Annotated in this window: 16 protein-coding genes; 8 read left to right on the forward strand and 8 right to left on the reverse strand. The window is 60.0% G+C overall.

What is annotated here, in order from left to right:
* Positions 1-218 precede the first annotated feature (218 nt).
* Complete coding sequence (locus ACA066_RS14190) at positions 219-914, forward strand: pirin family protein (RefSeq protein WP_497699737.1); 696 nt, start codon at positions 219-221, stop codon at positions 912-914.
* A gap of 248 nt (positions 915-1,162) precedes the next feature.
* Here the strand turns inward: ACA066_RS14190 and pgm are convergent, their stop codons facing one another.
* The 4 genes from pgm to ACA066_RS14210 form a co-directional block, all read right to left on the reverse strand.
* Positions 1,163-2,809 (reverse strand): phosphoglucomutase (alpha-D-glucose-1,6-bisphosphate-dependent), encoded by a 1,647-nt coding sequence (gene pgm / locus ACA066_RS14195; RefSeq protein ID WP_497699738.1) that lies wholly within the window; start codon positions 2,807-2,809, stop codon positions 1,163-1,165.
* Between the two features lie 110 nt (positions 2,810-2,919).
* Positions 2,920-4,320, reverse strand: coding sequence for an aminotransferase-like domain-containing protein (locus ACA066_RS14200; RefSeq protein WP_497699878.1), 1,401 nt, complete (start codon positions 4,318-4,320; stop codon positions 2,920-2,922).
* Complete coding sequence (locus ACA066_RS14205; protein WP_497699739.1) at positions 4,317-5,807, reverse strand: hypothetical protein; 1,491 nt, start codon at positions 5,805-5,807, stop codon at positions 4,317-4,319. The genes ACA066_RS14200 and ACA066_RS14205 overlap by 4 nt, the downstream gene beginning before the upstream one ends.
* A 556-nt stretch (positions 5,808-6,363) precedes the next feature.
* Positions 6,364-7,386, reverse strand: a complete 1,023-nt coding sequence (locus tag ACA066_RS14210; RefSeq protein WP_497699740.1) for a zinc-dependent alcohol dehydrogenase family protein — start codon at positions 7,384-7,386, stop codon at positions 6,364-6,366.
* A gap of 269 nt (positions 7,387-7,655) precedes the next feature.
* Between ACA066_RS14210 and ACA066_RS14215 the strand changes: the two genes are divergently transcribed.
* From ACA066_RS14215 to ACA066_RS14230, 4 genes are all read left to right on the forward strand, one after another.
* The gene (locus ACA066_RS14215; protein WP_497699741.1) at positions 7,656-8,573 is read left to right on the forward strand and encodes a LysR family transcriptional regulator; all 918 of its coding nucleotides are present in this window, start codon (positions 7,656-7,658) and stop codon (positions 8,571-8,573) included.
* A gap of 311 nt (positions 8,574-8,884) precedes the next feature.
* The gene (gene mexE, locus ACA066_RS14220; RefSeq protein ID WP_497699742.1) at positions 8,885-10,138 is read left to right on the forward strand and encodes a multidrug efflux RND transporter periplasmic adaptor subunit MexE; all 1,254 of its coding nucleotides are present in this window, start codon (positions 8,885-8,887) and stop codon (positions 10,136-10,138) included.
* 15 nt (positions 10,139-10,153) lie between these two features.
* Positions 10,154-13,336, forward strand: coding sequence for an efflux RND transporter permease subunit (locus tag ACA066_RS14225; RefSeq protein ID WP_497699743.1), 3,183 nt, complete (start codon positions 10,154-10,156; stop codon positions 13,334-13,336).
* On the forward strand, positions 13,333-14,754 hold the full coding sequence (locus tag ACA066_RS14230; RefSeq protein WP_497699744.1) for an efflux transporter outer membrane subunit: 1,422 nt from the start codon (positions 13,333-13,335) through the stop codon (positions 14,752-14,754). Before ACA066_RS14225 ends, ACA066_RS14230 begins: the two co-directional genes overlap by 4 nt.
* 212 nt (positions 14,755-14,966) lie before the next feature.
* Here the strand turns inward: ACA066_RS14230 and ACA066_RS14235 are convergent, their stop codons facing one another.
* The 3 genes from ACA066_RS14235 to ACA066_RS14245 are packed head-to-tail and all read right to left on the reverse strand — an operon-like array spanning position 14,967 to position 18,277.
* Entirely contained in the window at positions 14,967-15,932 is a 966-nt protein-coding gene (locus ACA066_RS14235) for an HlyD family secretion protein (protein WP_497699745.1), read from the reverse strand.
* A gap of 4 nt (positions 15,933-15,936) precedes the next feature.
* Positions 15,937-16,137 (reverse strand): DUF1656 domain-containing protein, encoded by a 201-nt coding sequence (locus ACA066_RS14240; RefSeq protein ID WP_497699879.1) that lies wholly within the window; start codon positions 16,135-16,137, stop codon positions 15,937-15,939.
* Positions 16,127-18,277, reverse strand: a complete 2,151-nt coding sequence (locus tag ACA066_RS14245; RefSeq protein WP_497699746.1) for an FUSC family protein — start codon at positions 18,275-18,277, stop codon at positions 16,127-16,129. The genes ACA066_RS14240 and ACA066_RS14245 overlap by 11 nt, the downstream gene beginning before the upstream one ends.
* 179 nt (positions 18,278-18,456) lie before the next feature.
* On the opposite strand from ACA066_RS14245, the gene ACA066_RS14250 reads away from it, so the two are divergent.
* The 3 genes from ACA066_RS14250 to ACA066_RS14260 all read left to right on the forward strand — a co-directional run bounded on the left by ACA066_RS14250 (position 18,457) and on the right by ACA066_RS14260 (position 22,919).
* Entirely contained in the window at positions 18,457-19,512 is a 1,056-nt protein-coding gene (locus ACA066_RS14250; RefSeq protein ID WP_497699747.1) for a tetratricopeptide repeat protein, read from the forward strand.
* A gap of 237 nt (positions 19,513-19,749) precedes the next feature.
* Positions 19,750-21,252 (forward strand): ATPase domain-containing protein, encoded by a 1,503-nt coding sequence (locus ACA066_RS14255; protein ID WP_497699748.1) that lies wholly within the window; start codon positions 19,750-19,752, stop codon positions 21,250-21,252.
* Positions 21,252-22,919 carry a response regulator gene (locus ACA066_RS14260; protein WP_497699749.1) on the forward strand — a complete coding sequence of 556 codons (1,668 nt, stop codon included), beginning with the start codon at positions 21,252-21,254 and terminating at the stop codon, positions 22,917-22,919. The genes ACA066_RS14255 and ACA066_RS14260 overlap by 1 nt, the downstream gene beginning before the upstream one ends.
* A 125-nt stretch (positions 22,920-23,044) precedes the next feature.
* Here the strand turns inward: ACA066_RS14260 and ACA066_RS14265 are convergent, their stop codons facing one another.
* Positions 23,045-23,422: a response regulator gene (locus ACA066_RS14265; RefSeq protein ID WP_010460444.1), complete on the reverse strand. Its 378-nt coding sequence runs from the start codon at positions 23,420-23,422 to the stop codon at positions 23,045-23,047.
* Positions 23,423-23,433: the final 11 nt, after the last annotated feature.

The raw sequence follows: 23,433 nt of genomic DNA on the forward strand, positions 1-23,433 counted from the left end.
TGAGGCTGTTGAAGGCTATGGTGTCTGCATTTTCCGTTCAGTTCTAGTGAAATGCTTACAGGTCATTGGCTTATGCGATGAAGTGAAGGCTGGGTGAGAATGTTTCGAGGTTATTTAACATCAATTAATTCGATGCTATTGAGGCATTTTTTACGCTTTTTATCGATCAGTGCCTGATGGATGATGCTCGCCATCAAAACCCATTTCAGGAGACGATCATGCTCGAACTCAGACCTTTCAACTCCCTGGGCGGCGCCCACCACGGTTGGTTGGATGCTCATCACCACTTTTCGTTCGCCGAGTACCACGACCCCAAACGCATGAACTGGGGCAATCTGCGGGTGTGGAACGATGACGTGATCGCCTCCGGCACGGGCTTCCCGAAACACCCCCACCGGGACATGGAGATCATCACTTACGTTCGTGAAGGCGCGATCACTCACGAAGACAACCTCGGCAACAAGGGCCGCACCGAAGCGGGCGACGTTCAGGTCATGAGTGCTGGCACCGGGATCGCGCACAGCGAGTACAACCTGGAAGCCACCGAAACCAAGATCTTCCAGATCTGGATCATCCCGAACGAAACCGGCCTGGCACCATCGTGGGGCGCCAAGCCATTCCCTAAAGGCCAGCGCGAAGGTTTCGTGACCCTGGCCAGCGGCAAGAGCGGCGACGACCAAAGCCTGCGGATTCGGGCGGATGCTCGGCTGGTGGCAGCGAACCTGAAGGCTGGCGAGTCTGCCGAGTATCGGTTGGACAACGGCCGTCGCGCTTACCTGGTGCCGGCCACGGGCGTCATTGAAGTCAATGGGTTGCGTGCACAAGCTCGGGACGGTGTTGCAGTGGCCGATGAGCAGGTGTTGCGGGTGACGGCGATTGAGGACAGTGAGATTGTTTTGGTGGACCTGGCTTGATTGGGTAAATACAGGGCAAAAAAAGGGCGACCATGTTGGTCGCCCTTTTTTATGCGTACCGTCCTGAATCAGATTTACATCTGTTTCAGGACTAGACGGCAACCCAATGTGGCGAGGGAGCTTGCTCCCGCTCGGCTGCGAAGCAGCCGCAAACCAACCAGCCCGGTGTATCTGTTACACCTCGCCAACCGATTTGGGGCCGCTTCGCAGCCCAGCGGGAGCAAGCTCCCTCGCCACAGGGCCCGCGATCATTTCGCTGAAATAGCGCCATCCACGAGGGTTTGCGCCTCTGCCACCAACTGCTTCAGATGTTCGTCACTGACGAAACTCTCGGCGTAGATCTTGTAGATGTCCTCCGTACCCGACGGGCGCGCCGCGAACCAGCCATTCTCGGTCATGACTTTCAGCCCGCCGATGGCCTGGTCGTTGCCCGGCGCATGGCTGAGGATGCTCTGGATCGCTTCGCCCGCCAGCTGGGTCGAGGTGACCTGTTCCGGCGACAGCTTGCTCAGCAGCGCTTTCTGTTCCGGATTGGCCTTGGCATCGACTCGCACCGAGAACGGTTCGCCCAGTTCGTCGGTCAACGCGCGGTAAGCCTGGCTTGGATCACGACCGGTACGAGCGGTCATTTCTGCAGCCAACAGCGCCGGGATCAAACCGTCCTTGTCGGTACTCCAGACACCGCCGTCCTTGCGCAGGAACGATGCGCCGGCGCTTTCTTCGCCACCAAAACCCAGCGAGCCGTCGAACAGACCGTCCGCAAACCATTTGAAACCGACCGGCACTTCGTACAGGCGACGGCCCAAACGCTTGGCCACGCGATCGATCAAGCCGCTGCTGACCACGGTTTTGCCCACGGCCGCATCGGCGCGCCATTGCGGACGGTTCTGGAACAGATAGTCAATCGATACCGCCAGGTAACTGTTCGGCGCCAGCAACCCACCCGACGGGGTCACGATGCCGTGGCGGTCGTGATCCGGATCGCAGGCGAACGCCACGTCGAAGCGCTCTTTCAAGCCGATCAGGCCTTGCATGGCGTGGCTGGATGACGGGTCCATGCGGATCTGGCCATCCCAGTCGACCGTCATGAAACGGAACGTCGGGTCGACCTGCTTGTTCACCACGTCCAGGTCCAGTTTGTAATGCTCGGCAATCGCCGACCAGTAGCGCACCCCCGCTCCGCCCAGCGGATCAACGCCCAGACGCAGCTTGGCATCGCGAATGGCATCGAAGTCGATCACGTTGATCAGGTCGGCCACATAGGTGTTGAGGTAATCATGACGATGGGTGGTGCTGGCCTTCAGCGCCTGTTCGTAGCTGATGCGTTTGACGCCGGCGAGCTTGTTGCCCAGCAACTCGTTGGCCTTGGCTTCGATCCACTTGGTGATGTGGGTATCGGCCGGGCCACCGTTGGTAGGGTTGTATTTGTAGCCACCGCTTTGCGGCGGGTTGTGGGACGGCGTGATGACGATACCGTCAGCCAGCCCGGAAGTGCGGCCGCGGTTGTAGCAGAGGATGGCGTGGGAAATCGCCGGTGTCGGGGTGTACTCGTCACCTTCGGCAATCATCACCGTCACGCCATTGGCCGCCAATACTTCGAGGGCGCTGGCGCCGGCCGGGGTGGACAGCGCGTGGGTATCGATGCCGACGAACAGAGGCCCGTCGATGCCCTGGGCTTCGCGGTACAGACAGATCGCCTGGCTGATCGCCAGGACGTGCCATTCGTTGAAACTCAGGTCGAACGAGCTGCCCCGGTGTCCGGACGTGCCGAAGGCGACGCGCTGGGTGGAGATGGCGGCATCGGGCTGGCCGGTGTAATAGGCCGTTACCAGTCGCGGGATGTCGACCAATGATTCTGCCGGTGCCGGCTTGCCCGCAAAAGGACTGAGTGTCATGCAAAACCTCTGGAATAGAGTGGTTCAGGAATAGGACCGCAGTTTACTGGCAGTTTGACCGCAACGCGATGGGATCGATCCACGGGCATCAAGGATGTTTACGGCCGTGTTCAGTCCACCGACTCCAACCGTAAGGCATCCCCCAGCAGGCTCAATGCAGCACTGATGTCATGATCTCCGCCGAACGCATGACTCAAGCGCAAATGCTGCGTGTGCAGGCCCTGCAGACTGAAGAGCTCCCCCGGCGCAATCACCACATGATGCTTGAGCAAGCGCTGGAACACTCGACGCATATCGACCTGACGCAGTGAGCGTGCCCAGATCGTCGCCCCGCCCTGAGGATCGACGACATGCAGGGCGTCGCCCAGACGCTCCTGCAATATCTGCGTCATGTGCACCTTGCGGTCCTTGAGTAACCTGCGCAGCACCTGAAGGTGCTGATCGATCCGGCCATTGCCGTACAAACGGGCAATGGCTTTCTGGCGAATCGGCGACAGGCGAAATGAGCGTAGCAGAAAGTGCCGCTGCAATTGCTCGCTGAAATGCCGCGAAAGCAGATAGCCGTAGGGCGCTTCCGGACCGATGATTTTCTCGAACGTGGAGAACACGATCAGCCGGCCGGGGTCGAGCAGGTCGCGGAATCGCAAGCCGCCTGGCTCGAATTCGAGGTCGCCGTAACAGTCGTTTTCCAGCACCCAACTGCCATGCTGCTCCAGCAACTGCGCAATGGCGAGTCGATTGTCGTCGGGCGGCAGGCTGCCCCTTGGCACGCTCAACCCCGACGACAGCATCACCAGCCGCACCGGCCGGGTTTCCAGCAGTTCCTTGAGTCGCTCGACGTCCAGACTGCCATTGGCTTGCACCGGCCATTCGATCACTTGAACATCCGCCGCCTGAAGCAAGCGCAGAATCGTCCAGTCACACGGCGACTCGACTACCACCGCGGCGTCCTTGAGACCCAGCACAGCGATCAATATTTCCAGGACTCCGCGCAAGTCTGCGCCGACATAGACGTCATCGGCATGCCAGCAGCGCACCGGCGACGTGGTGTAACGCGCCGCGAGTGCGGTGCGCAGTTCGAGCTCGCCGCAAGGTTGTGAAGGCGGTTGTGGCAGACGCGGGTACTGGCGCAGCAGTTCGCGCTCCAGCAGCAACAACGGACTGTCGAGGGGCTGCAGCAGCGCCGGCTCATCGGCACTGAAGACCAGCATGCCCGGGCGCCTGGCGCTGACATAGACGGTTTCGAGCAGGTCGTTGCCACTGCCGGGCATATTGATCGAGGACACCGGCAACGCGTAATAGCCGGACTTGGCCACCGAATAGACACGCCCTTCTTTTTCCAGCAGCGAATAAGCGTACTGAATGGTCGAGATCGACACGCTCAGACGATTCGCCAACTGGCGCAGCGATGGCAAGCGGAGACTCGTGTCGCTGACCGGCTCGTTGATCAGGTGGGTCAAGTATCGGTACACCGCCTGATAGGCAAAGTCAGTCTCGCGAGGTCCTTTCAATGTCCCGCTGACCATTCACCCGCCACCGCAGCATCATGGTCATGGTCGGCGGCTTCGGATTGCCCGTCCGCGCCGTCGGGCACCCCGTCAGTCACCCTGCCCTCGACGCCAGGCACCGGCCCCATGCGGTACAGCTTGCCGATCAGGCTGACGGGCAGCCCGCTGACGTCGACCATCCATTGCACAATCTGTTCCGGCACCGGGTTGCCCTGCATCGCCCGGTGCAAGTCAGGCATCGCGACCAGCATGCCCGGGTGGCACTGACGCAGAAAACGCTCAAGCCCGGCACCGTTTTCGATAAAAGGCGCGGAAAGCAGGCACACCAACTGCGCCTCGCTCAACCCAAGGCTTTTCTGCGCCTCGGCCGCTGCCAGTGCGCGCTGATCGGAAACCCTCGCCGGGTTGCCAAAGGCCTCCACGGCTTGTTCGCATAGACGCTCCGGCAGTCGCTTGCGACGCATCATCACCAAGGCTCGCTGCAAGTATTCGGCGACGCCGGACTCATAGCTGTGACCCCGCACGAAGCACGCCTGCAACCCCCGGACATGGGCAGAGATCAAGGGGCTGACGTATTCGTTGTCGCTGAGCTGTGCCGTAAGTTCGTCAGGTTGAAAACCCAGAAACTCGGTGAGCAGCGGCCATCGCTCTTCGCGGTTGCTGACCAGCAGGTCGTGAATGTCGATGAACGTGGCGCGACGGCAGGCTTCAAATTGTTCGGCCGGACGCCATTGCGCCTGGCCATGCCCGTCATAAAACGTGCGGTAACAATCGCTGCCGAGTTCGTCGAGCACTGCAAACAGCTCGTCAAAGCCGGTTCCGGGATGATTCGATGTCGTGAGTCCGGCCTTCGCGGCTGCCCGCTTCAAGCCCTCGATAAACTGTTTCTGCTGACGCGGTGTGTCGCTGCTAATCAATGCATCGACGCCGCTGTTCCACCGGGCAATTTGCCCAACGAACTCGCCAGTGGCCAAATACCCGGCGTCCCACAGATCGATCGGCCCGTCGAGGGTCCGACGATGCCCCACCATCAGTAGATTGAGCCGATTGGCTTCGCGGCCCGCCTCCGAGATCGGCGCCAGGTGCCTGAATGGCAAGACCTCCCGATTATCGACCATCAATACTTCGACCCTGGGATCGTCGTAGAGGAACAATGCGCTGTAGCTGCGATGAATATTGTCTTGAAGCGTCGAACTGAGACCGTTCATGCGCAATGAAGCGACGCGCAGCTGGAACGTGGAAGGGGCCCTGCCGGCAATACTGAGCTGCGCGGCGCGCAGCAGCGCCAGGGTGTAGCAACTGTCCCGGGACCCGGACTGGATGGCCAGCACCTTATAATCGCCAATGCGCTCCATGCCGCCGGCGGTGACCACCAACCGCTGAATCATCAGCTGCAATGCCGTACGTTCGGCCCGGGAAAAGAAACTCAGCAAGCGTTGCAGCATTTGCTGATAGACATAATTCATCGCCTGATCATGGATAAGGGTCATCTTTATTTACCTGATACTCGTAAGTTCAATAGTGCGCAAACAACGACATGCAATGCGCAAACCGATTGCCTGCCACGTTTGAAGTGCTGGACGTTATGCCCAAATGCTAACACTTAAGCTTTCAGAAATTATTTGAAATGTCTGAACAGCGCAATTGCCGTGGCGACAGACAACCCGCCGAAAACCCCCGTAATACCGGAGCTTCGTGGCTGCGAGAGATATCCTAGGAAATGTCCGACAACATCCCACAGACATTTAACACAAGAAATAAGGAAAGAAGTCGCACATGACTGCTTGGCAACTGCGCAACGATCAACGGTTTGTCGGAAATATATTAACGATGTGCATTGAAAAGTATCAAACCGATACCCAGACATGACTCTTTCCTTGAGATGAAAGTAATCATTCAATTATCAGGGCTTAAATGGCGATTAGAAGATACAGATCGAGAGCAAAAACCAGTTCAGTTGCTGAACTGACCCCATCGGCAGGGGCGCCTCATGTTTTCAGAGGTCATAAAAAAAGTCCGTGCAGGCACGGACTTTTTCAGAGGGTGTTACACAGGTTCGACCTGCAGGGCGACCCGTTCGCGGCATGGGCATTCGTCCATGTAGCGGTGTGCTTCGACAAACTCGGAAAACGGGAAAACCCTGGTCTTGAGCGGCAACAGAACGCGATCGGCGGTCATCTGGTTGATGTCGCGCAAGGCACGTTGCAGTGCGACCTGGTCCTGAATGATGCCCAGTTCCGGCTTGCCGGTGAAGTTGCCGATGCAGTGCACAAAGAACTGAATGTTCTTCTGGAACGCTGCGCAGGCCGGGAATGGCGTCTGGTTGCCCCCTTGCAGACCGTACAGCACCAGGCTGCCGCGAGGTGCGAGCACATCGCCGAGCAGAGACATCTGAGGGCCACCCAGGCCATCGAACACCACATCGACACCGCGGTTATCGGTAATCTTGTTGATCCGCATGAGCAGATCTTCTTCCTCGGTGACGATGACCTTCTCGGCACCCAGCGACAGCAGGTATTCACGCTCTTCGGCCGTCTTCGTGGCGGCAATCACCCGTACACCCAGGGCTTTACCCAATTGGACGAAAGAAGGTCCGGCGCAGTGACTGGCGTCGGTTACCAGGGCGAACTGCCCGGGCTTGACCCGTGCCAGGTCGGCATAAGCGAAGTAGGCAATCAACAGCGGCGTGTAGTGCACCGCCGCTTCAATCGGGCTGAGCACGTCCGGATAGCGGGTCAGTGCCGAGCGCGGCAGAACGATCTGCTCGCCATAGACGGGATAGTCGTTCGGGCTTTCAGCCGGGAAACTGGCGACCTTGTCACCGACCGCCAGGTCATCGACGCCCTCGCCGACCGCCGTCACGACGCCGGACATTTCATGGCCGAGGCCTGAAGGCAGACGAGCGTGGGACGAGGCCAGGTTCTGGCGCCAGAGAATGTCGTACCAGCTGATGCCAATCGCCTCGACGCGCACCTGCACTTCGCCCGGCGCAGGGAGAGCGGCCGCATGCTCTTCGCATTTGAGCACCTCGGCTGGACCAAACTTGTGAAAACGGATCGTGCGGGACATCGCAAACCTCGTCAAAGAAACCTCTAATGCCCTGAACTCTATCTGGGCTTTCTACCCAAGACTATCAGTGGCTATTAATAGTCGACATGCCTGTCATTGATTCCGCAGCGCCGGCGACATCTTCAAATGTCGTAAGAAACCGAAGCAGCCTTTGTAGGAAAACTGAATTACTCGGTGCAGAGTAGCAGCCTTTCCCCGTAATATTCATGCCGGCCATTGTTCTCATATGGCCGCTCTCGTCAAGCTTGATGACTCTGCCAGGACTCCAGATGAATCGTAATGACCTGCGTCGTGTCGACCTGAACCTGTTGATCGTATTCGAAACATTGATGCACGAACGCAGTGTGACCCGCGCTGCGGAGAAATTGTTCCTCGGCCAACCCGCCATCAGTGCGGCGCTCTCGCGCCTGCGCGGGCTGTTCGATGATCCGCTGTTCGTGCGCACCGGCCGCAGCATGGAGCCGTCCGCCCGGGCGGTGGAGATCTTCGCCCTGCTCTCGCCGGCCCTGGACTCGATTTCCACCGCCGTCAGCCGTGCGGCGGAATTCGACCCGGCGACCAGCACTGCGGTGTTCCGCATCGGCCTGTCGGACGATGTCGAGTTCGCATTGCTGCCGATGCTGCTCAAACGCTTGCGCGCCGAATCACCAGGAATTGTGCTGGTAGTGCGTCGGGCCAACTACATCCTCATGCCGAGCCTGCTGGCTTCGGGCGAGATTTCAATCGGCGTCAGCTACACCGCCGACCTGCCGGCCAACGCCAAGCGCAAAGTGCTGCGCCGCAGCCTGCCCAAGCTGTTACGCGCCGATTCGGTGCCGGGGCCGTTGAGCCTCGACGACTTCTGCGAACGCCCCCACGCGCTGGTGTCGTTCGCCGGTGACCTGAGCGGCTTTATAGATGAAGAACTGGAAAAACTCGGGCGCAAACGGCATGTCGTGCTCGCGGTGCCGCAGTTCAATGGGTTGAGTACGCTGATCAGCGGCACTGACATTGTCGCCACCGTGCCGGATTACACGGCTGAAGCGCTGACGGCAGCCGGTGGCGTACGGGCTGAAGATCCGCCGTTGCCGGTGCGCAGTTTTGAGTTGCACATGGCGTGGCGTGGGTCGCAGGACAATGATCCGGGTGAGCGCTGGTTAAGGTCGCGGCTTCAGATGTTTTTCGGGGATCCGGACAGTCTGGCTTGATCCCTGATTTTTATGTTGGGGTTGAGGGCCCCTTCGCGAGCAAGCCCGCTCCCACATTTGAAATGCATTCCCGTGTGGGAGCGGGCTTGCTCGCGAAGGGTTTAACTCGGACTCAAGCCATCTCTTGCATTCCCCGCAACAGAGAATTGCCATCATTCCAATTGATCACCCTCTAACGTCAGGTGCATGCTAGAGGGCTCGCTTTGAACTTATATCATTCCGAATGATAGTTACCTTTGCTTCATTCGATTCGTGCGATACCACCTCGCCGAGCATCATCCGCCCATCTCAATACATTGGCGGATGCATCCATGGAACAGTCACTCAAACATTTGCGCTTCCCCTTGGCCATGTTGGCCGTGCTGGTGATGAGCGCTTGCGGCAAGGCTCCGGAGTCTGCCGCGACCATGCCTGCGGCGAAAGTCAGCGTCGCCAAGGTGCTGGAACAACCGGTCAATGAGTGGGACGAGTTCACCGGGCGCCTTGAAGCGCCAGAAACGGTAGAGATTCGTCCACGGGTCTCCGGCCAGATCGATGACGTGGCCTTCACTGAAGGCGCGCTGGTCAAGAAAGGTGACTTGCTGTTCCAGATCGACCCACGCCCTTTCCAGGCTGAGGTCCGCCGCCTCGAAGCGCTGGTTGCCCAATCCCGCGCCAATGCCACCCGCAGCGAAAATGAAGCCCAGCGCGGTGAACGTCTGCGCACCAGCAACGCGATCTCCGCTGAACTGGCCGATTCGCGCACCAGCGCCGCGCAAGAAGCCCGCGCCGCCGTCGGCGCCCTTCAAGCGCAACTGGATCTGGCCAAACTGAACCTGAGTTTTACCCGCGTCACCGCGCCAATCAGCGGCCGTGTCAGCCGTGCGGAAATCACCGCCGGCAACCTGGTGACCGCCGATACCACCGCGCTGACCAGCGTGGTGTCCACCGACAAGGTTTACGCCTACTTCGACGCCGACGAGCGTGTGTTCCTCAAATACACCCAGCTCGCGCGCCAGGGCAAACGCGGCGCCACCACCCCGGTTTACCTCGGCCTGTCCAACGAAGACGGCAACCCGCACCAGGGTGTGATGAACTTCGTCGACAACCAGGTCAACCCGAAAACCGGCACCATTCGTGGTCGCGCCGTGTTCGATAACACCGACGGCACCTACACCCCTGGCCTGTATGCCCGTCTGAAACTGGTTGGCAGCGGCACCTACTCCGCCGTGCTGATCAACGATGAAGCGGTCGGTACCGACCTGGGTAAAAAGTTCGTGCTGGTGATGGATGCCGATAACAAAACGGCCTACCGCGCGGTTGAACTGGGTCCGAAAATCGAAGGTCTGCGCATCGTGCGCAACGGCCTTAACAAGGACGACACGATCATCGTCAAGGGCCTGCAACGGGTACGTCCCGGTTCGCCAGTCACCCCTGAAGTGATCCCGATGGCCAGCGAACAAACCCTCGCGGCACTCGCACAACAACGACAAGCGCTGGAAGCCAGCAACCTGCCCCAAGTCGCACCTGCCAAGGTCGCGCCGGGTTCGGTTGTGAAACTGGCTGCTGCGTCTCCACGCGGTTAAGGGACGACAACTCCGATGAATTTTTCCCAATTCTTCATTTCACGGCCGATCTTCGCAGCGGTACTGTCGCTGCTGATCTTGATCGCCGGTGCCATCTCGCTGTTCCAGTTGCCGATCAGCGAATACCCGGAAGTCGTGCCGCCGACCGTTGTGGTCCGTGCCAACTTCCCGGGCGCCAACCCAAAAGTCATCGGTGAAACCGTGGCCGCTCCACTGGAGCAAGCCATCACCGGCGTCGAGAACATGCTGTACATGTCCTCGCAGTCCACCGCTGACGGCAAGATCACTCTGACCATCACCTTTGCGCTGGGCACTGACCTGGATAACGCACAGGTCCAGGTGCAGAACCGCGTGACCCGGACCGAGCCGAAGCTTCCAGAAGAAGTGACGCGCATCGGTATCACCGTGGACAAGGCGTCGCCCGACCTGACCATGGTTGTGCACTTGACCTCACCGGACAAACGCTACGACATGCTCTACCTGTCCAACTACGCCTTGCTCAACATCAAGGATGAGCTGGCGCGTCTGGGCGGTGTCGGTGACGTGCAGCTGTTTGGTATGGGCGATTACTCGCTGCGGGTATGGCTCGATCCGAACAAGACCGCTTCGCGCAATCTGACCGCGACCGATGTGGTGACCGCAATTCGTGAGCAGAACCGTCAGGTAGCTGCCGGTGCCTTGGGCGCCCCGCCTGCACCGAATGCCACGGCGTTCCAGCTGTCGGTCAACACCCAGGGTCGTCTGGTTTCCGAAGAAGAGTTCGAGAACATCATCATTCGCTCCGGCGACAACGGTGAAATCACACGTCTGAAAGACATCGCGCGCGTTGAGTTGGGTTCCAGCCAATACGCCCTGCGCTCCTTGCTGAACAACCAGCCGGCGGTGGCGATCCCGATCTTCCAGCGTCCGGGTTCCAACGCGATCGAAATCTCCAACGAAGTGCGCGACAAGATGGCGGAGCTGAAGAAGAGCTTCCCGGAAGGCATGGACTTCAGCATCGTCTATGACCCGACGATCTTCGTGCGCGGCTCCATCGAGGCGGTGGTTCACACCCTCTTCGAAGCGCTGATCCTCGTTGTTCTGGTGGTGATCCTGTTTCTGCAAACCTGGCGCGCCTCGATCATTCCGTTGGTGGCGGTGCCGGTTTCGCTGATCGGTACGTTTGCCGTGATGCACCTGTTCGGCTTCTCGTTGAACGCCCTGTCGCTGTTCGGATTGGTATTGGCCATTGGTATCGTGGTGGATGACGCCATTGTGGTGGTGGAGAACGTCGAGCGAAACATTGAGCTGGGACTGACACCGGTCGAAGCGACCAAACGGGCCATGCGTGAAGTGACCGGCCCGATCATCGCGACCGCGCTGGTGCTGTGTGCGGTGTTTGTCCCGGCGGCGTTCATCTCCGGCTTGACCGGTCAGTTCTACAAGCAGTTCGCTTTGACGATTGCGATCTCGACCGTGATCTCGGCGTTCAACTCGCTGACCCTGTCGCCTGCACTGGCTGCTGTGTTGCTCAAAAGCCATGACGCACCGAAAGACCGTTTCTCCAGGGTCCTCGACAAGATCTTCGGTGGCTGGCTGTTCCGTCCGTTCAACCGTTTCTTTGACAAGGCCAGCCATAGTTATGTCGGCACTGTAGGCCGGGTTATCCGCAGCAGCGGTATTGCCCTGCTGCTGTACGCAGGCCTGATGGTGTTGACCTTCTTCGGTTTCTCCAGCACCCCGACCGGTTTCGTACCCGGCCAGGACAAGCAATACCTGGTCGCCTTCGCGCAACTGCCGGACGCCTCGAGCCTGGACCGTACCGAAGACGTGATCAAACGCATGTCCGACCTGGCCCTGAAACAGCCGGGTGTGGAAAGTGCGGTAGCGTTCCCGGGCCTGTCGATCAACGGTTTCACCAACAGCCCGAACGCCGGCATCGTGTTCGTGACCCTGAAACCGTTCGACGAGCGTAAAGACCCAAGCATGTCCGCCGGTGCGATTGCCGGTGCCTTGAACGGCCAGTTCGCCGGGATTCAGGAAGCCTACATGGCGATCTTCCCGCCGCCGCCGGTACAAGGCCTGGGCACCATCGGTGGTTTCCGTCTGCAGATCGAAGACCGGGGCAACCTGGGCTACGACGAGCTGTACAAAGAAACCATGAACATCATCACCAAGAGCCACAACGTGCCGGAATTGGCCGCCCTGTTCACCAGCTACACCGTGAACGTGCCGCAGGTCGATGCCGCCATCGACCGGGAAAAAGCCAAGACCCACGGCGTGGCCGTCAGCGACATCTTCGACACCCTGCAGATCTACCTGGGTTCGCTGTATGCCAACGACTTCAACCGCTTCGGGCGTACCTATCAGGTCAACGTTCAGGCTGAGCAGCAATTCCGCCTCGAGCCGGACCAGATCGGTCAGCTGAAAGTGCGTAACAACAAAGGCGAGATGATCCCGCTGGCGACCTTCATCAAGGTCAGCGACACCTCGGGCCCGGACCGCGTGATGCACTACAACGGCTTCATCACCGCTGAAATCAACGGTGCGGCAGCGCCCGGCTACAGCTCCGGCCAGGCTCAAGCGGCCATCGAGAAACTGCTCAAGGAAGAACTTCCGAACGGCATGACCTACGAGTGGACCGACCTGACCTACCAGCAGATTCTGTCCGGCAACACCGCGCTGTTCGTGTTCCCGCTCTGCGTATTGCTGGCGTTCCTGGTACTCGCGGCTCAATACGAAAGCTGGAGCCTGCCACTGGCGGTGATCCTGATCGTACCGATGACGCTGTTGTCAGCTATTACCGGTGTGATTGCTTCGGGAGGCGACAACAACATCTTCACCCAGATCGGTTTGATCGTACTGGTGGGACTTGCGTGTAAGAACGCGATTCTGATCGTCGAGTTTGCCAAGGATAAACAGCAGGATGAAGGCCTCAGCCCGCTCGCCGCGGTGCTCGAAGCTTGCCGTCTGCGTCTGCGTCCGATCCTGATGACCTCCTTCGCGTTCATCATGGGTGTTGTGCCTCTGGTGTTCTCCAGCGGTGCCGGTGCCGAAATGCGTCACGCCATGGGTGTGGCGGTGTTCTCCGGGATGCTCGGGGTGACCTTCTTCGGTCTGTTGCTGACACCGGTGTTCTACGTATTGATTCGTAACTTTGTGGAGCGCGGTGAAAAACGCAAAGCGGCCAAGGCCCTGAAACTGGAGGCGCAGCAATGAGCCTGAAAGCCTTCCTGCCGAGCCTGCTGGTACTGGCCCTGAGTGCCTGTGCCGTCGGCCCGGACTACAAGACCCCGGCCACCGAACCGGCCAACATCACCACCGCCACCGATGGCGCTGCCGGCCAGAAAAACTTCGACCGTTCGCGTTTCGAAGGTATCTGGTGGCAGCAGTTTGAAGACCCGACCCTCAACCAGTTGGTGACGCAATCCCTGCAAGGCAACCGCGATTTGCGCGTCGCCTTCGCGCGCTGGAAAGCGGCCCGGGCGATTCGTGATGACGCCAGCAATGACGCCATGCCAACCATCACCAGCCGCGTCAGCAGTGATCTGGGCAAAGGTCAGATTCCGGGCCAGACCACCAAACGGGTCAATAGCGAACGCTATGACCTGGGTCTGGACATGGCCTGGGAACTGGACCTGTTTGGTCGCATCCAGCGCAACCTGGAATCCAGCGACGCCGAACAGCAAGCGGCCGAAGCCGATCTGTACCAGCTGCAAGTCACCATGATTGCCGAACTGGTGGACGCCTACGGTCAACTGCGCGGTGCGCAACTGCGGGAAAAGATTGCCCTGGCCAACCTGAACAACCAGCAGGAATCGCGCAAGATCACCGAAAGCCTGCGTGATGCCGGCGTCGGCGATCAGCTCGATGTGGTCCGCGCCGATGCCCGCCTGGCCGCCGTCGAAGCCAGCGTGCCGCAATTGCAGGCGGAACAGGTTCGGCAGAAAAACCGTATCGCCACCCTGCTGGGTGAGCGCCCGGACAAGCTGACGGTGGACCTGAGTCCGAAAGAATTGCCAGCGATTGCCAAGGCGCTGCCGATCGGTGATCCGGGTGAACTGCTGCAGCGTCGTCCGGACATTCTCAGCGCCGAACGCAAGCTGGCTTCGGCCACGGCGCGTATCGGTGTGGCCAAGGCGGATCTGTTCCCGCGGGTCAGCCTCAGTGGCTTCCTCGGCTTTACTGCCGGGCGCGGTTCGCAGATCGGTTCCTCGGCGGCCAACGCCTGGGCACTGGGCCCAAGCATCACCTGGGCAGCGTTTGACCTGGGCAGTGTTCGAGCTCGCTTGCGCGGTGCCGACGCGGATGCCGAAGGCGCACTGGCGACCTACGAGCAGCAAGTGCTGCTGGCCCTGGAAGAATCGGAAAACGCCTTCAGCGATTACGGCAAACGCCAGCAACGCCTGATTTCGCTGATTCGTCAGAGTGAATCAAGCCGCGCGGCCGCCGACCTGGCTGAGATTCGCTACCGCGAAGGCACGGCGGACTTCCTCGTCCTGCTCGATGCCCAGCGCGAGCGTCTGGCGGCGGAAGACTCCCAAGCCCAGGCCGAAGTCGATCTGTATCGCGGCATTGTCGCGATCTACAAGGCCCTTGGTGGCGGCTGGCAACCAGAGACGGTCGCCAGCAAGTAACGCATTGGCAAGCTCCTTTGGTTGGCCGCAACCAACCCGTTTTTTTGCCCCGCGCCTCATTCGGTCGCGGGGCTTTTTTTTAATGCACAAAAAGCAGCGATAGTTCCTGTAGGAGCGAGCTTGCTCGCGAAAAACTCGAGAGCGCCCAGGGGAATCAGGCTTACCGCGTCATCGTTGACCTCCATCGCGAGCAAGCTCGCTCCTACAGGGGGTTAGTGGTGATCTTGGGATTTTTGGTTTTCCTGGACCGTCACTGTCGCCGTCGTCCCGGCCCGCAGTTTGTCTTTACCGGCATAGTCGGCGTCGATCCTGATCCGCACCGGCACCCGCTGCGCCAGTTTGACCCAGGTGTAACTGGGATTGATGTTGGCCAGCAAACGGCCGCCGGGCAGGTTTTCCCGGTCGGCAATGGCGAAAGCGATGCTTTGCACGGTGCCGCCAAAACGTTCGCCACTCATCAATTCAATGTCGACCCGGTCGCCCTCCCCGATTCGCGGCAGTTTGGTTTCTTCAAAATAGCCGCTGATGTAAAAGGATTCGCTGTCCACCAGCGCCACTAACGGGCCACCCGCAGTTGCATAGTCGCCCTGTCGGGTCAGCAGATTGGTCACGTAGCCACTGACGGGCGATTCGACCCGGGTGCGCTCCAGGTCGTGCTCAGCCTCGGCCAATGCGGCGATGGCCAGATGCACGTTGGCCTGGGCAAAACCCAGGTTGGCCTGGTTGCGCAGCAAATCAGCCTGGGCCACCGAGACATCAGTACTGGATTTTTCCCACTCTTCACCGGAAATCGCCGCTCGCTCCTTGAGTGTACGGCGGCGACGCTCCTCGCTCTGACGCTGTTTGAGCAGCGCCTGGCTGGCCACGATGGTCGCTTCGGATTGCCCCAGTGAGGCCTTCGCCACTTCCACCGAACGCTTGGCATGCTCCACCGCCAGCACGTAGCGCGAGGGATCGATTTCCAGCAGCAACTGCCCCTTCTCCACATGTTGGTTATCCTGCACGCCGAGGTTGACAATGCGCCCCGCGACATCGGCGGACAAGGTCACCACATCGGCACGCACCCGGGCGTCCCGGGTCCAGGGGGCGCGGGTGTAGTGTTCCCAGGCGAACCAGCCGAGCACAAAGGCCAGCACTACCACGGCCACAGTCGTGAGTCGGGCGAGGATCTTCTTCAATGCATCAGGCTCCCATCAACAGAATCAACGTCGCACACACGCAGGCGTACAACGCGCCCTCGAACAAGGCTTCATGCCACACGAACTGCAACACGCCGAGGCGCAGCAGAATCCAGTCCAGCAGCAGATAAATCGGCAAGCCCAGCAGCAGCGCCTGAGCAATCGGCGGCAGGTAGACACCGCCTATTTCCAGATCAATGGGCAAGCGCAGGTACTCCTTCTGTTGGCGTTGCAGGTTCAAAGTGGCCACGGTGACGCTCCAGGAACGACACCACGATCAATAACGCCACGCGCATGCGAAACACCGACCACAGATGCTCATGGACGCCGGAATGCAGCGCATCCAGTTCATCGCCCAGGGCATGCAGGCTGTCGAGCACACGCTCCACTTCAACGTCGGCCCGGCCGGCAACCAGCTGCCCGGTTTCCCGAACCGTAGCGAACAGCCGGCGTTGCACCTCCGGGCTCAGTAACACGTTGATCTGCCCCTGTTGCCTGAGCTGGTTCAACGCAATACCGAGAGCCATGCAACCGAGACTGACATCGAACAAGTCACGCGCTGGCTTGTCCTGGATGGACGGCAACAGTCCCAGCATCATGGTCAGGCGATCGACCATGCGACTCTCGAAGGCAAACTGGTTTTCATCGGTGGCCGGAATTTTCAGCAAGGCGTAGACCTGCTCGCAATTCTCCTGGTGCAGCCGGCGAATGCGCAGCACGGGCCTGAAGGGGAAGATCAAGGCATACACACTCAACGCCAGCGCGGCGGCGCAGACATACGAGCCGCCAAATTCGAACCACTGGATCGCGGTGTTCTGCCCCAGCCCCGTGTTTTGCGGGCCCAGTAACAGAAAGGTCGACAACCCGAGCCCAATCCCCGTACCCGTGGTGGGCGGGCTGGACAATCCCACTGCGACGGCATACAGCAAGGGCGCCAGCAACAGCGCCAATAGCTCGAAACTGCTGATCATCGGCACCAGCGCAAATTGCAGAACCGCCGACACCACCAGCGCCAGTCCCAGGCCCCGGGCAAAGCTCTGGGCAGCCAGTAGCGGCCGCGGAAACGTCGCCATCAGCGAGCAGAGAATCCCGGCAACGATCATTCCGCCCCGTGCGCCGTCCCAACCGGTTTCGATCCAGATCAGACCGGCCACCATCAGTGCGCAAAAGGCACGAATCGCGTTCATCGCCGCGAGCGTGTAGTCCATGTGCAGCGGGTTCTTCTGCCCGCGATAGAGGCTGCTGGCTTTGCGCCCGCTCTGGATCGCATCGCTCAATTCCAGAATCGTTTCAAACTGCTGCAACAGACGCGCCTGCTCCCAGCGCAGCGACCATGACAGCGAGCGCAAGGTCGCCGGATAGGGCTCGATAAGTTGCTCCGAACGGTAGGCCAGATCATCGAAGCGCTTCTGCAACGTTGCGAATTGGCGCCGTTGCTCATTGGGCATCGCACGTCCCAGCTGCGCCAGTTGATCGAGAAACAGCACTTCTTCGGCGAGCAAACGCTGGATTTCCTGGGGAATCTCGCCTTCCAGACGCTCGAGCAATAACTGCCTCTGATGGCGCAACGCGGTGAGCCGCGCGGTCAGCAGCACCAGTTGATTGCCGAGCAATTGCACCAGGTCATCGGCACTGCGCAAGCGCGGCGCATCGTAATACAGGTGCCGGCGCACCCCTTCCAGTGCGCTGATCTGGCCGAGCAGCTGCATTTGCCGAAGGTGGAAATCGGCCTCGCTTTCCTCGGTACGAATCGCGGCGCTGGCATGGGTCGCCAGCAGCTTGATCACCTGATCGATCCTGGCGAAGTAATCCTTGGCCACGGCCTCCGGGCGCGCGGTCAGAAGGCTGACGACACACACGCAGGCCACCGCCAGCAACGTTTCGGTCACGCGGGTCACGGCCAGCAGGAAAGTGCCGTCCTGATCCGGGACCGCCAGCAGCCCCACCACCACCGCGGTGTAGCCGCTGAGCACAAACGCCTGGGAACTGGTGTAGCGCAACAAGGTGCCGCCGGCGGTACACAGTGCCAGCCACAGGGACAACGTGATGAGAAAAGGCAGCGGCGCCTGAGGGAAGATCGCCATGATCACCACGGCCACCACCGCGCCCAGGGTAGTGCCGATGACCTGGCCGAAGCTGCGGGCCAGCGCCATCCCACCCAATGGCTGGCTGACGATGACCACCGCCATGATCGACCACTTGGGCTGATCGAGGTCGAACAGAAACGCCAGGTACAGCGTCAACAGCCCGGCCGCGATGGTTCTCAAGGCGAACAACACCACCCCCGGCCCGGGGTTGAGGATTGCCTTTAAGTATTGAAGCAGCGGTTGCATGGGAGTGCTCATCGAGCCATCTCCTGCAAGCGTAGTCACTGCTTCGGTGGCTCGACGGGGTTTCAGTGTCGACAGGACTTGTAGGAAAGATACTGGCGATCCGCTGCTGAATGGCCTCCGGATTTGACTCACAGCCCGGCCTGACCGAAGCTGGCAACCTTGCAAAAGCCTGCCAGCTCCCGGATTCCTGCATGCCCCAGTCCCGCCGTTACCTGATCATCAGCCTCTGCGTCCTGTTTGCCATTGGCCTTGCCTGGCTTTTCCTGCGCAGTACGACCCCTGTGGTGCCGGAAGCGATCAAGCGTGGTTACAGCGAAGCACTGACGCAGGCGCGGGCCGGTCAACCGGGCGCAGCGCGGGTGCTTTACCAGCAACTGGGGCGTCCCGACATTTCCCCCAAACGCCGCGTCTGGCTGCATGCCGAGCTGCCCAACTATCCCAGCCCTCAGGCCTTGAAACTGGCGGACGCTGACCTGCAGCATCCCTCGGCCGATGTGCGCATCGCCGCCATCAGAAGTATCAGCGGGCTGGTCCCCAGCGGCCAGCGCAGCCTGCTGTTGGGCCCATTGCTCGATGACAGCGAACAACGTGTCCGGTTTGCCGCGGTGAACGCGTTGCTGGGGTTGTCGCCGGACGACCTGGGTTTGTATTTCGGACCGTTGCAGCAGGCCATCGATGCGTGGGAACAGGTGCTCGCCCAAGCGCCTGAAAACGCGGACAACCAGTATCAGTTGGCCCGGTTGCACCTGCACAACGGTGAATTCAAAGCGGCGCAACAGGCGCTTGAAAACACCTTGCGCCTGGCCCCCGCCAATCTGCCCGCACTGGTGATGCAGATCGAAGTGCTGGACCGGCAAGGACAAAGCGAAGCAGCCCGGCTGCTATTGGCCAAACAGTTGAAGGCCCAGCCCGATTCCGCCTACCTGCAACATGCCCTGGGGATGTGGTTGCTGCATCACGGTCAGAGTGAGTTCGCCCTGCTCGGCTTGTCCAAGGCCGTGGAGCTTGAACCGGACAACAAGGATTATCGCTACGACCTGGCGACGACGCTGCATGACGAGCAAGAGCTTGAAGCGGCGCAGAAACAATTGCAGGAAATCGTCCAGCGCCACCCCGCCGACCGCAAGGCCCGGGTCCTGTTGATCAACTACTGGAAAGAAAGCGGGCAGCTGCAAAACGTGCAGATCCTGTTGGCGCAACTTGAACAACTCAACCCCGATGACCCGGCGCTTCAGCAAGGCCTTTAAAGCTTCGTTGTTCTTCAGGCCGTCTTCGCTGGCAAGCCAGGTTCCTACAATGTAGCGTCGTTCACCAGATTGATGGTCCCCCGATTCTGTAGGAGCCTGGCTTGCCAGCGAAGAGGCCCGCAAGATCTACGCAAAACGTTGGAACCCCCATCACGGCCAATGGTCAAGTGATCAGGCAATCCATTCAGGCACTTCAGGCCTGCTGCCTCACTTCCCCTGGTCTTGAGAGGGCTTTTTTTGTCTACATCTAACGAGTTGTTCAGTGCAAAAGCCGCCACCGGCATCGAAGGTCTGGATGACATCCTGGCCGGTGGATTGTCCCGCGGCCATGTGTTTTTGCTGGAGGGCGAACCCGGAACCGGCAAAACCACCGTCGCTTTGCATTTTCTGTTGGCCGGCGCCAGAGCCGGCGAGCGCTCGTTGTACATCACCCTGTCCGAAACCGAACGCGAACTGCGCCAAGGGGCGTTGTCCCATGGCTGGGAGCTGGATGAAAACATCCACATCTTCGAGCTGACGCCGCCGGAAAGCCTGCTCAATGCCGAGCATCAGCAGAGCCTTTTGTACTCATCGGACCTTGAGCTGGGTGAAGCCACCAAGCAGATTTTCGAAGTGGTCGAGCGGGTCAAGCCGACTCGCGTCGTGCTCGACAGTCTTTCCGAGATCCGGCTACTGGCGCAAAGCTCCCTGCGCTACCGTCGCCAGATCCTCGCGATCAAACACTACTTCGTGCGCTATGACGCCACGGTGGTGTTGCTGGACGACCTGACCACCGAGTCCCTCGACAAGACCGTGCACAGTGTGGCGCACGGTGTGATTCGCCTTGAAGAACTGACCCCCAACTATGGCGCCGAGCGCCGGCGCATTCGCATAGTGAAGTACCGCGGCCAGAAATACCGCGGCGGCTTCCATGACTTCACCATCATGGGTGACGGCGTGCATGTGTTCCCGCGTCTGGTGGCCGCCGAACACCGTGGGGGGTATATCCGCCAGCAGTTGACCAGCGGCATCAAGGAGATGGACGCCCTGCTCGGCGGCGGTATAGAGACCGGTTCGAGCACATTGATCCTTGGCCCCGCCGGCACCGGCAAATCGCTGATCTCGATGATCTTCGCCGCCGCAGCCGTGGCCCGGGGCGAGAAAGCAGCGCTGTTCATTTTCGATGAAGAGCTGGGCTTACTGTTCGAGCGCATGAAAAACATGGGGATCGACCTCGAGGCCCTGCAGGACACCGGCAACCTGCTGATAGAACAAGTGGATGCCGCCGAACTGTCCCCTGGCGAGTTTTCCTACCGGGTTCGTCGTTGCGTCGATGAGCGTGATATCAAAACCGTGGTGATCGACAGCATCAACGGCTATCAAGCCGCAATGCCCGAAGAGAGTGCCCTGGTGCTGCACATGCACGAGTTGTTGCTTTACCTCAATCGCCGGGGGGCCGCGACCTTCATGACCGTGGCCCAACATGGACTGGTCGGTGACATGCAAGCGCCCGTGGACATTACCTACCTCGCTGATACGGTCATTTTGTTGCGCTACTTCGAAGCGCTGGGCAAGGTTCGCCGGGCGATCTCGATCATCAAGAAACGCACCGGCAGCCATGAATCGACCATTCGCGAATACCGCATCAGCTCGCAGGGCATGACCATCGGCGAACCACTGGACGCGTTCCAGGGTGTATTGCGCGGCGTACCGACTTATCTGGGGGCGAGCAATCCATTGCTCGGGGACGAAATCCCGTGATGGTCCAGGAAGCAACGTCCGAGCGCGCGATCATCCTCGCGCCTCTGGGACGTGACAGCCAGATTGCCCTGATGATGCTCAATGAAGCGGGTTACGACGGCGTCATCACCCGCGACCTGATCGGCCTTTGCGCCGAACTGGAGCATGGCGCCGGGTTGCTGCTGATCTCTTCCGAGGCCCTGCTGGGCAGTGATGTCGAACCGTTGTTCGGACTGATCGAGCAACAGCCGGCGTGGTCGGACCTGCCCATCGTGCTGATGACCTACCATGGCGGCCCCGAACAGAACCCCGCCTCACGTTTCGGCCCGCAACTGGGCAATGTCACCTTCCTTGAACGCCCTTTTCATCCGGTGACGCTGATCAGTCTGGTGACCACCGCGTTGCGCGGTCGCCGACGACAGTATGAAGCCAGGGATCGGCTGATCGATCTGAGTCAAAGTGAACTGCGCCTGCAAACCACCCTCGAAACCCTGGAACAGCAGGTCGAGGAACGCACCGCGCAGTTGCGCCACAATGAAGAAGCCCTGCGCCAATCGCAGAAAATGGAAGCGGTCGGCCAACTCACCGGCGGCATTGCCCACGACTTCAATAACATGCTGACCGGGATCATCGGCAGCCTGGAACTGCTGCGCCGACGCCTGGCACGCGGACGCACCGAGGATCTGGACAGCCTGATCGACCTGGGCGTGACCTCGGCCAACCGCGCGGCGGGCCTGACTCACCGCTTGCTGGCGTTCTCCCGTCGTCAGTCGCTGGACTCCAAACCCGTGAAAATGAACACTCTGGTGGTGTCCATGGGTGAACTGCTGCAACGCAGTATCAATGAAAGCATTCACCTGGACATGCAGCTCAACGAGCAACTGTGGGTGGCCGAAGCCGATCCCAATCAACTGGAAAGCGCCCTGCTCAACCTGGTGATCAATGCGCGGGATGCCATGCCCGACGGTGGAAATCTGGTGGTCAGCACCGGCAATCAGTATCTGGACAGCGATTTCACCGAAGCCCACAGCAACCTCGAGCCCGGCGACTATGTGGTGCTCAGCGTGACAGACACCGGCTTCGGGATGCCGCAAAGCACGATCAACCGCGCTTTCGATCCGTTTTTCACCACCAAGCCGATCGGCCAGGGCACCGGCCTTGGCTTGTCGATGATCTACGGCTTCAGTAAACAATCACGCGGGCACGTCGCCATTGACAGTGAAGTGGGTGAAGGCACTACGGTGAGTCTGTTTCTGCCGCGTTTCAGGGGTGACCTGCCTGAGGATTGTCCGTCGGATGTGCAGCACGCCCTGTTCGCACAGAACGGCGAAACGGTGCTGATCGTCGAGGATGATCCGGCAGTGCGGGTGTTGGTCAGTACAGTGCTGAGTGACCTGGGTTATGCCTTCGTCGAAGCCGGCGATGCCGACAGCGCGGTGCCGATTCTGGATTCCGGGCAGCGCATCGACCTGATGATCAGCGACGTCGGGCTACCCGGCATGAACGGGCGGCAACTGGCGGAAATCGGCCGGCAGTACCGGCCCGACCTCAAGGTGTTGTTCATTACGGGTTATGCCGAACATGCGGCGGTGCGCGGTGGGTTCCTTGATCCGGGCATGCAGATGATCACCAAGCCGTTTACCTTCGACCTGTTGACGGCGAAAGTCAGGGAAATGATCCGGATCTGAACACGCACCTGTAGGAGCGGGCTTGCTCGCGAAAAACCTGACTCCCCGCGGGGTGTCAGGCTTCCAGCGTTATCGTTAACGTCCATCGCGAGCAAGCTCGCTCCTACAGGGTCAGGCTGTTCACCTTACGACAGCATGTCCTGCATCAGTTCCTGCAACACATCCAGATCAAACGGCTTGCCCAGAATCGGCGCCTTGCGCGTGATCGGGCTGTCGGTCTCGCGGATTTCCTGCGGGTAGCCGCTGATGAAAATCACCTTGAGTTCCGGTCGCAGTTTCACGGCGGGTTCGGCGATCTGCACGCCAGAGATCCCGCCCGGCAGACGGAAATCCGTGATCATCATGTCCAGGTGCGGCTTGCTCGCCAGGATCTCGAAGGCCTGCTCGCCGTTTTCGGCCTGCAACACCCGGTAGCCTTCACCCGACAGATAGGCCGACAGCACCATCAGAATCGAGGGGTCATCTTCGACGATCAATACGACGTCTTGTGCATCTTCACTCATGGGAAGCCTTT

Source organism: Pseudomonas sp. LBUM1651, from assembly GCF_059716135.1.

Bases quoted from the DNA above. Each gene is read 5' to 3' on its own strand.
- ACA066_RS14190 (WP_497699737.1), top strand. From the start codon at position 219: ATGCTCGAACTCAGACCTTTCAACTCCCTGGGCGGCGCCCACCACGGT.
- pgm (WP_497699738.1), bottom strand. From the start codon at position 2,809: ATGACACTCAGTCCTTTTGCGGGCAAGCCGGCACCGGCAGAATCATTG.
- ACA066_RS14205 (WP_497699739.1), bottom strand. From the start codon at position 5,807: ATGACCCTTATCCATGATCAGGCGATGAATTATGTCTATCAGCAAATG.
- ACA066_RS14210 (WP_497699740.1), bottom strand. From the start codon at position 7,386: ATGTCCCGCACGATCCGTTTTCACAAGTTTGGTCCAGCCGAGGTGCTC.
- ACA066_RS14215 (WP_497699741.1), top strand. From the start codon at position 7,656: ATGAATCGTAATGACCTGCGTCGTGTCGACCTGAACCTGTTGATCGTA.
- mexE (WP_497699742.1), top strand. From the start codon at position 8,885: ATGGAACAGTCACTCAAACATTTGCGCTTCCCCTTGGCCATGTTGGCC.
- ACA066_RS14225 (WP_497699743.1), top strand. From the start codon at position 10,154: ATGAATTTTTCCCAATTCTTCATTTCACGGCCGATCTTCGCAGCGGTA.
- ACA066_RS14230 (WP_497699744.1), top strand. From the start codon at position 13,333: ATGAGCCTGAAAGCCTTCCTGCCGAGCCTGCTGGTACTGGCCCTGAGT.
- ACA066_RS14245 (WP_497699746.1), bottom strand. From the start codon at position 18,277: ATGAGCACTCCCATGCAACCGCTGCTTCAATACTTAAAGGCAATCCTC.
- ACA066_RS14250 (WP_497699747.1), top strand. From the start codon at position 18,457: ATGCCCCAGTCCCGCCGTTACCTGATCATCAGCCTCTGCGTCCTGTTT.
- ACA066_RS14260 (WP_497699749.1), top strand. From the start codon at position 21,252: ATGGTCCAGGAAGCAACGTCCGAGCGCGCGATCATCCTCGCGCCTCTG.
- ACA066_RS14265 (WP_010460444.1), bottom strand. From the start codon at position 23,422: ATGAGTGAAGATGCACAAGACGTCGTATTGATCGTCGAAGATGACCCC.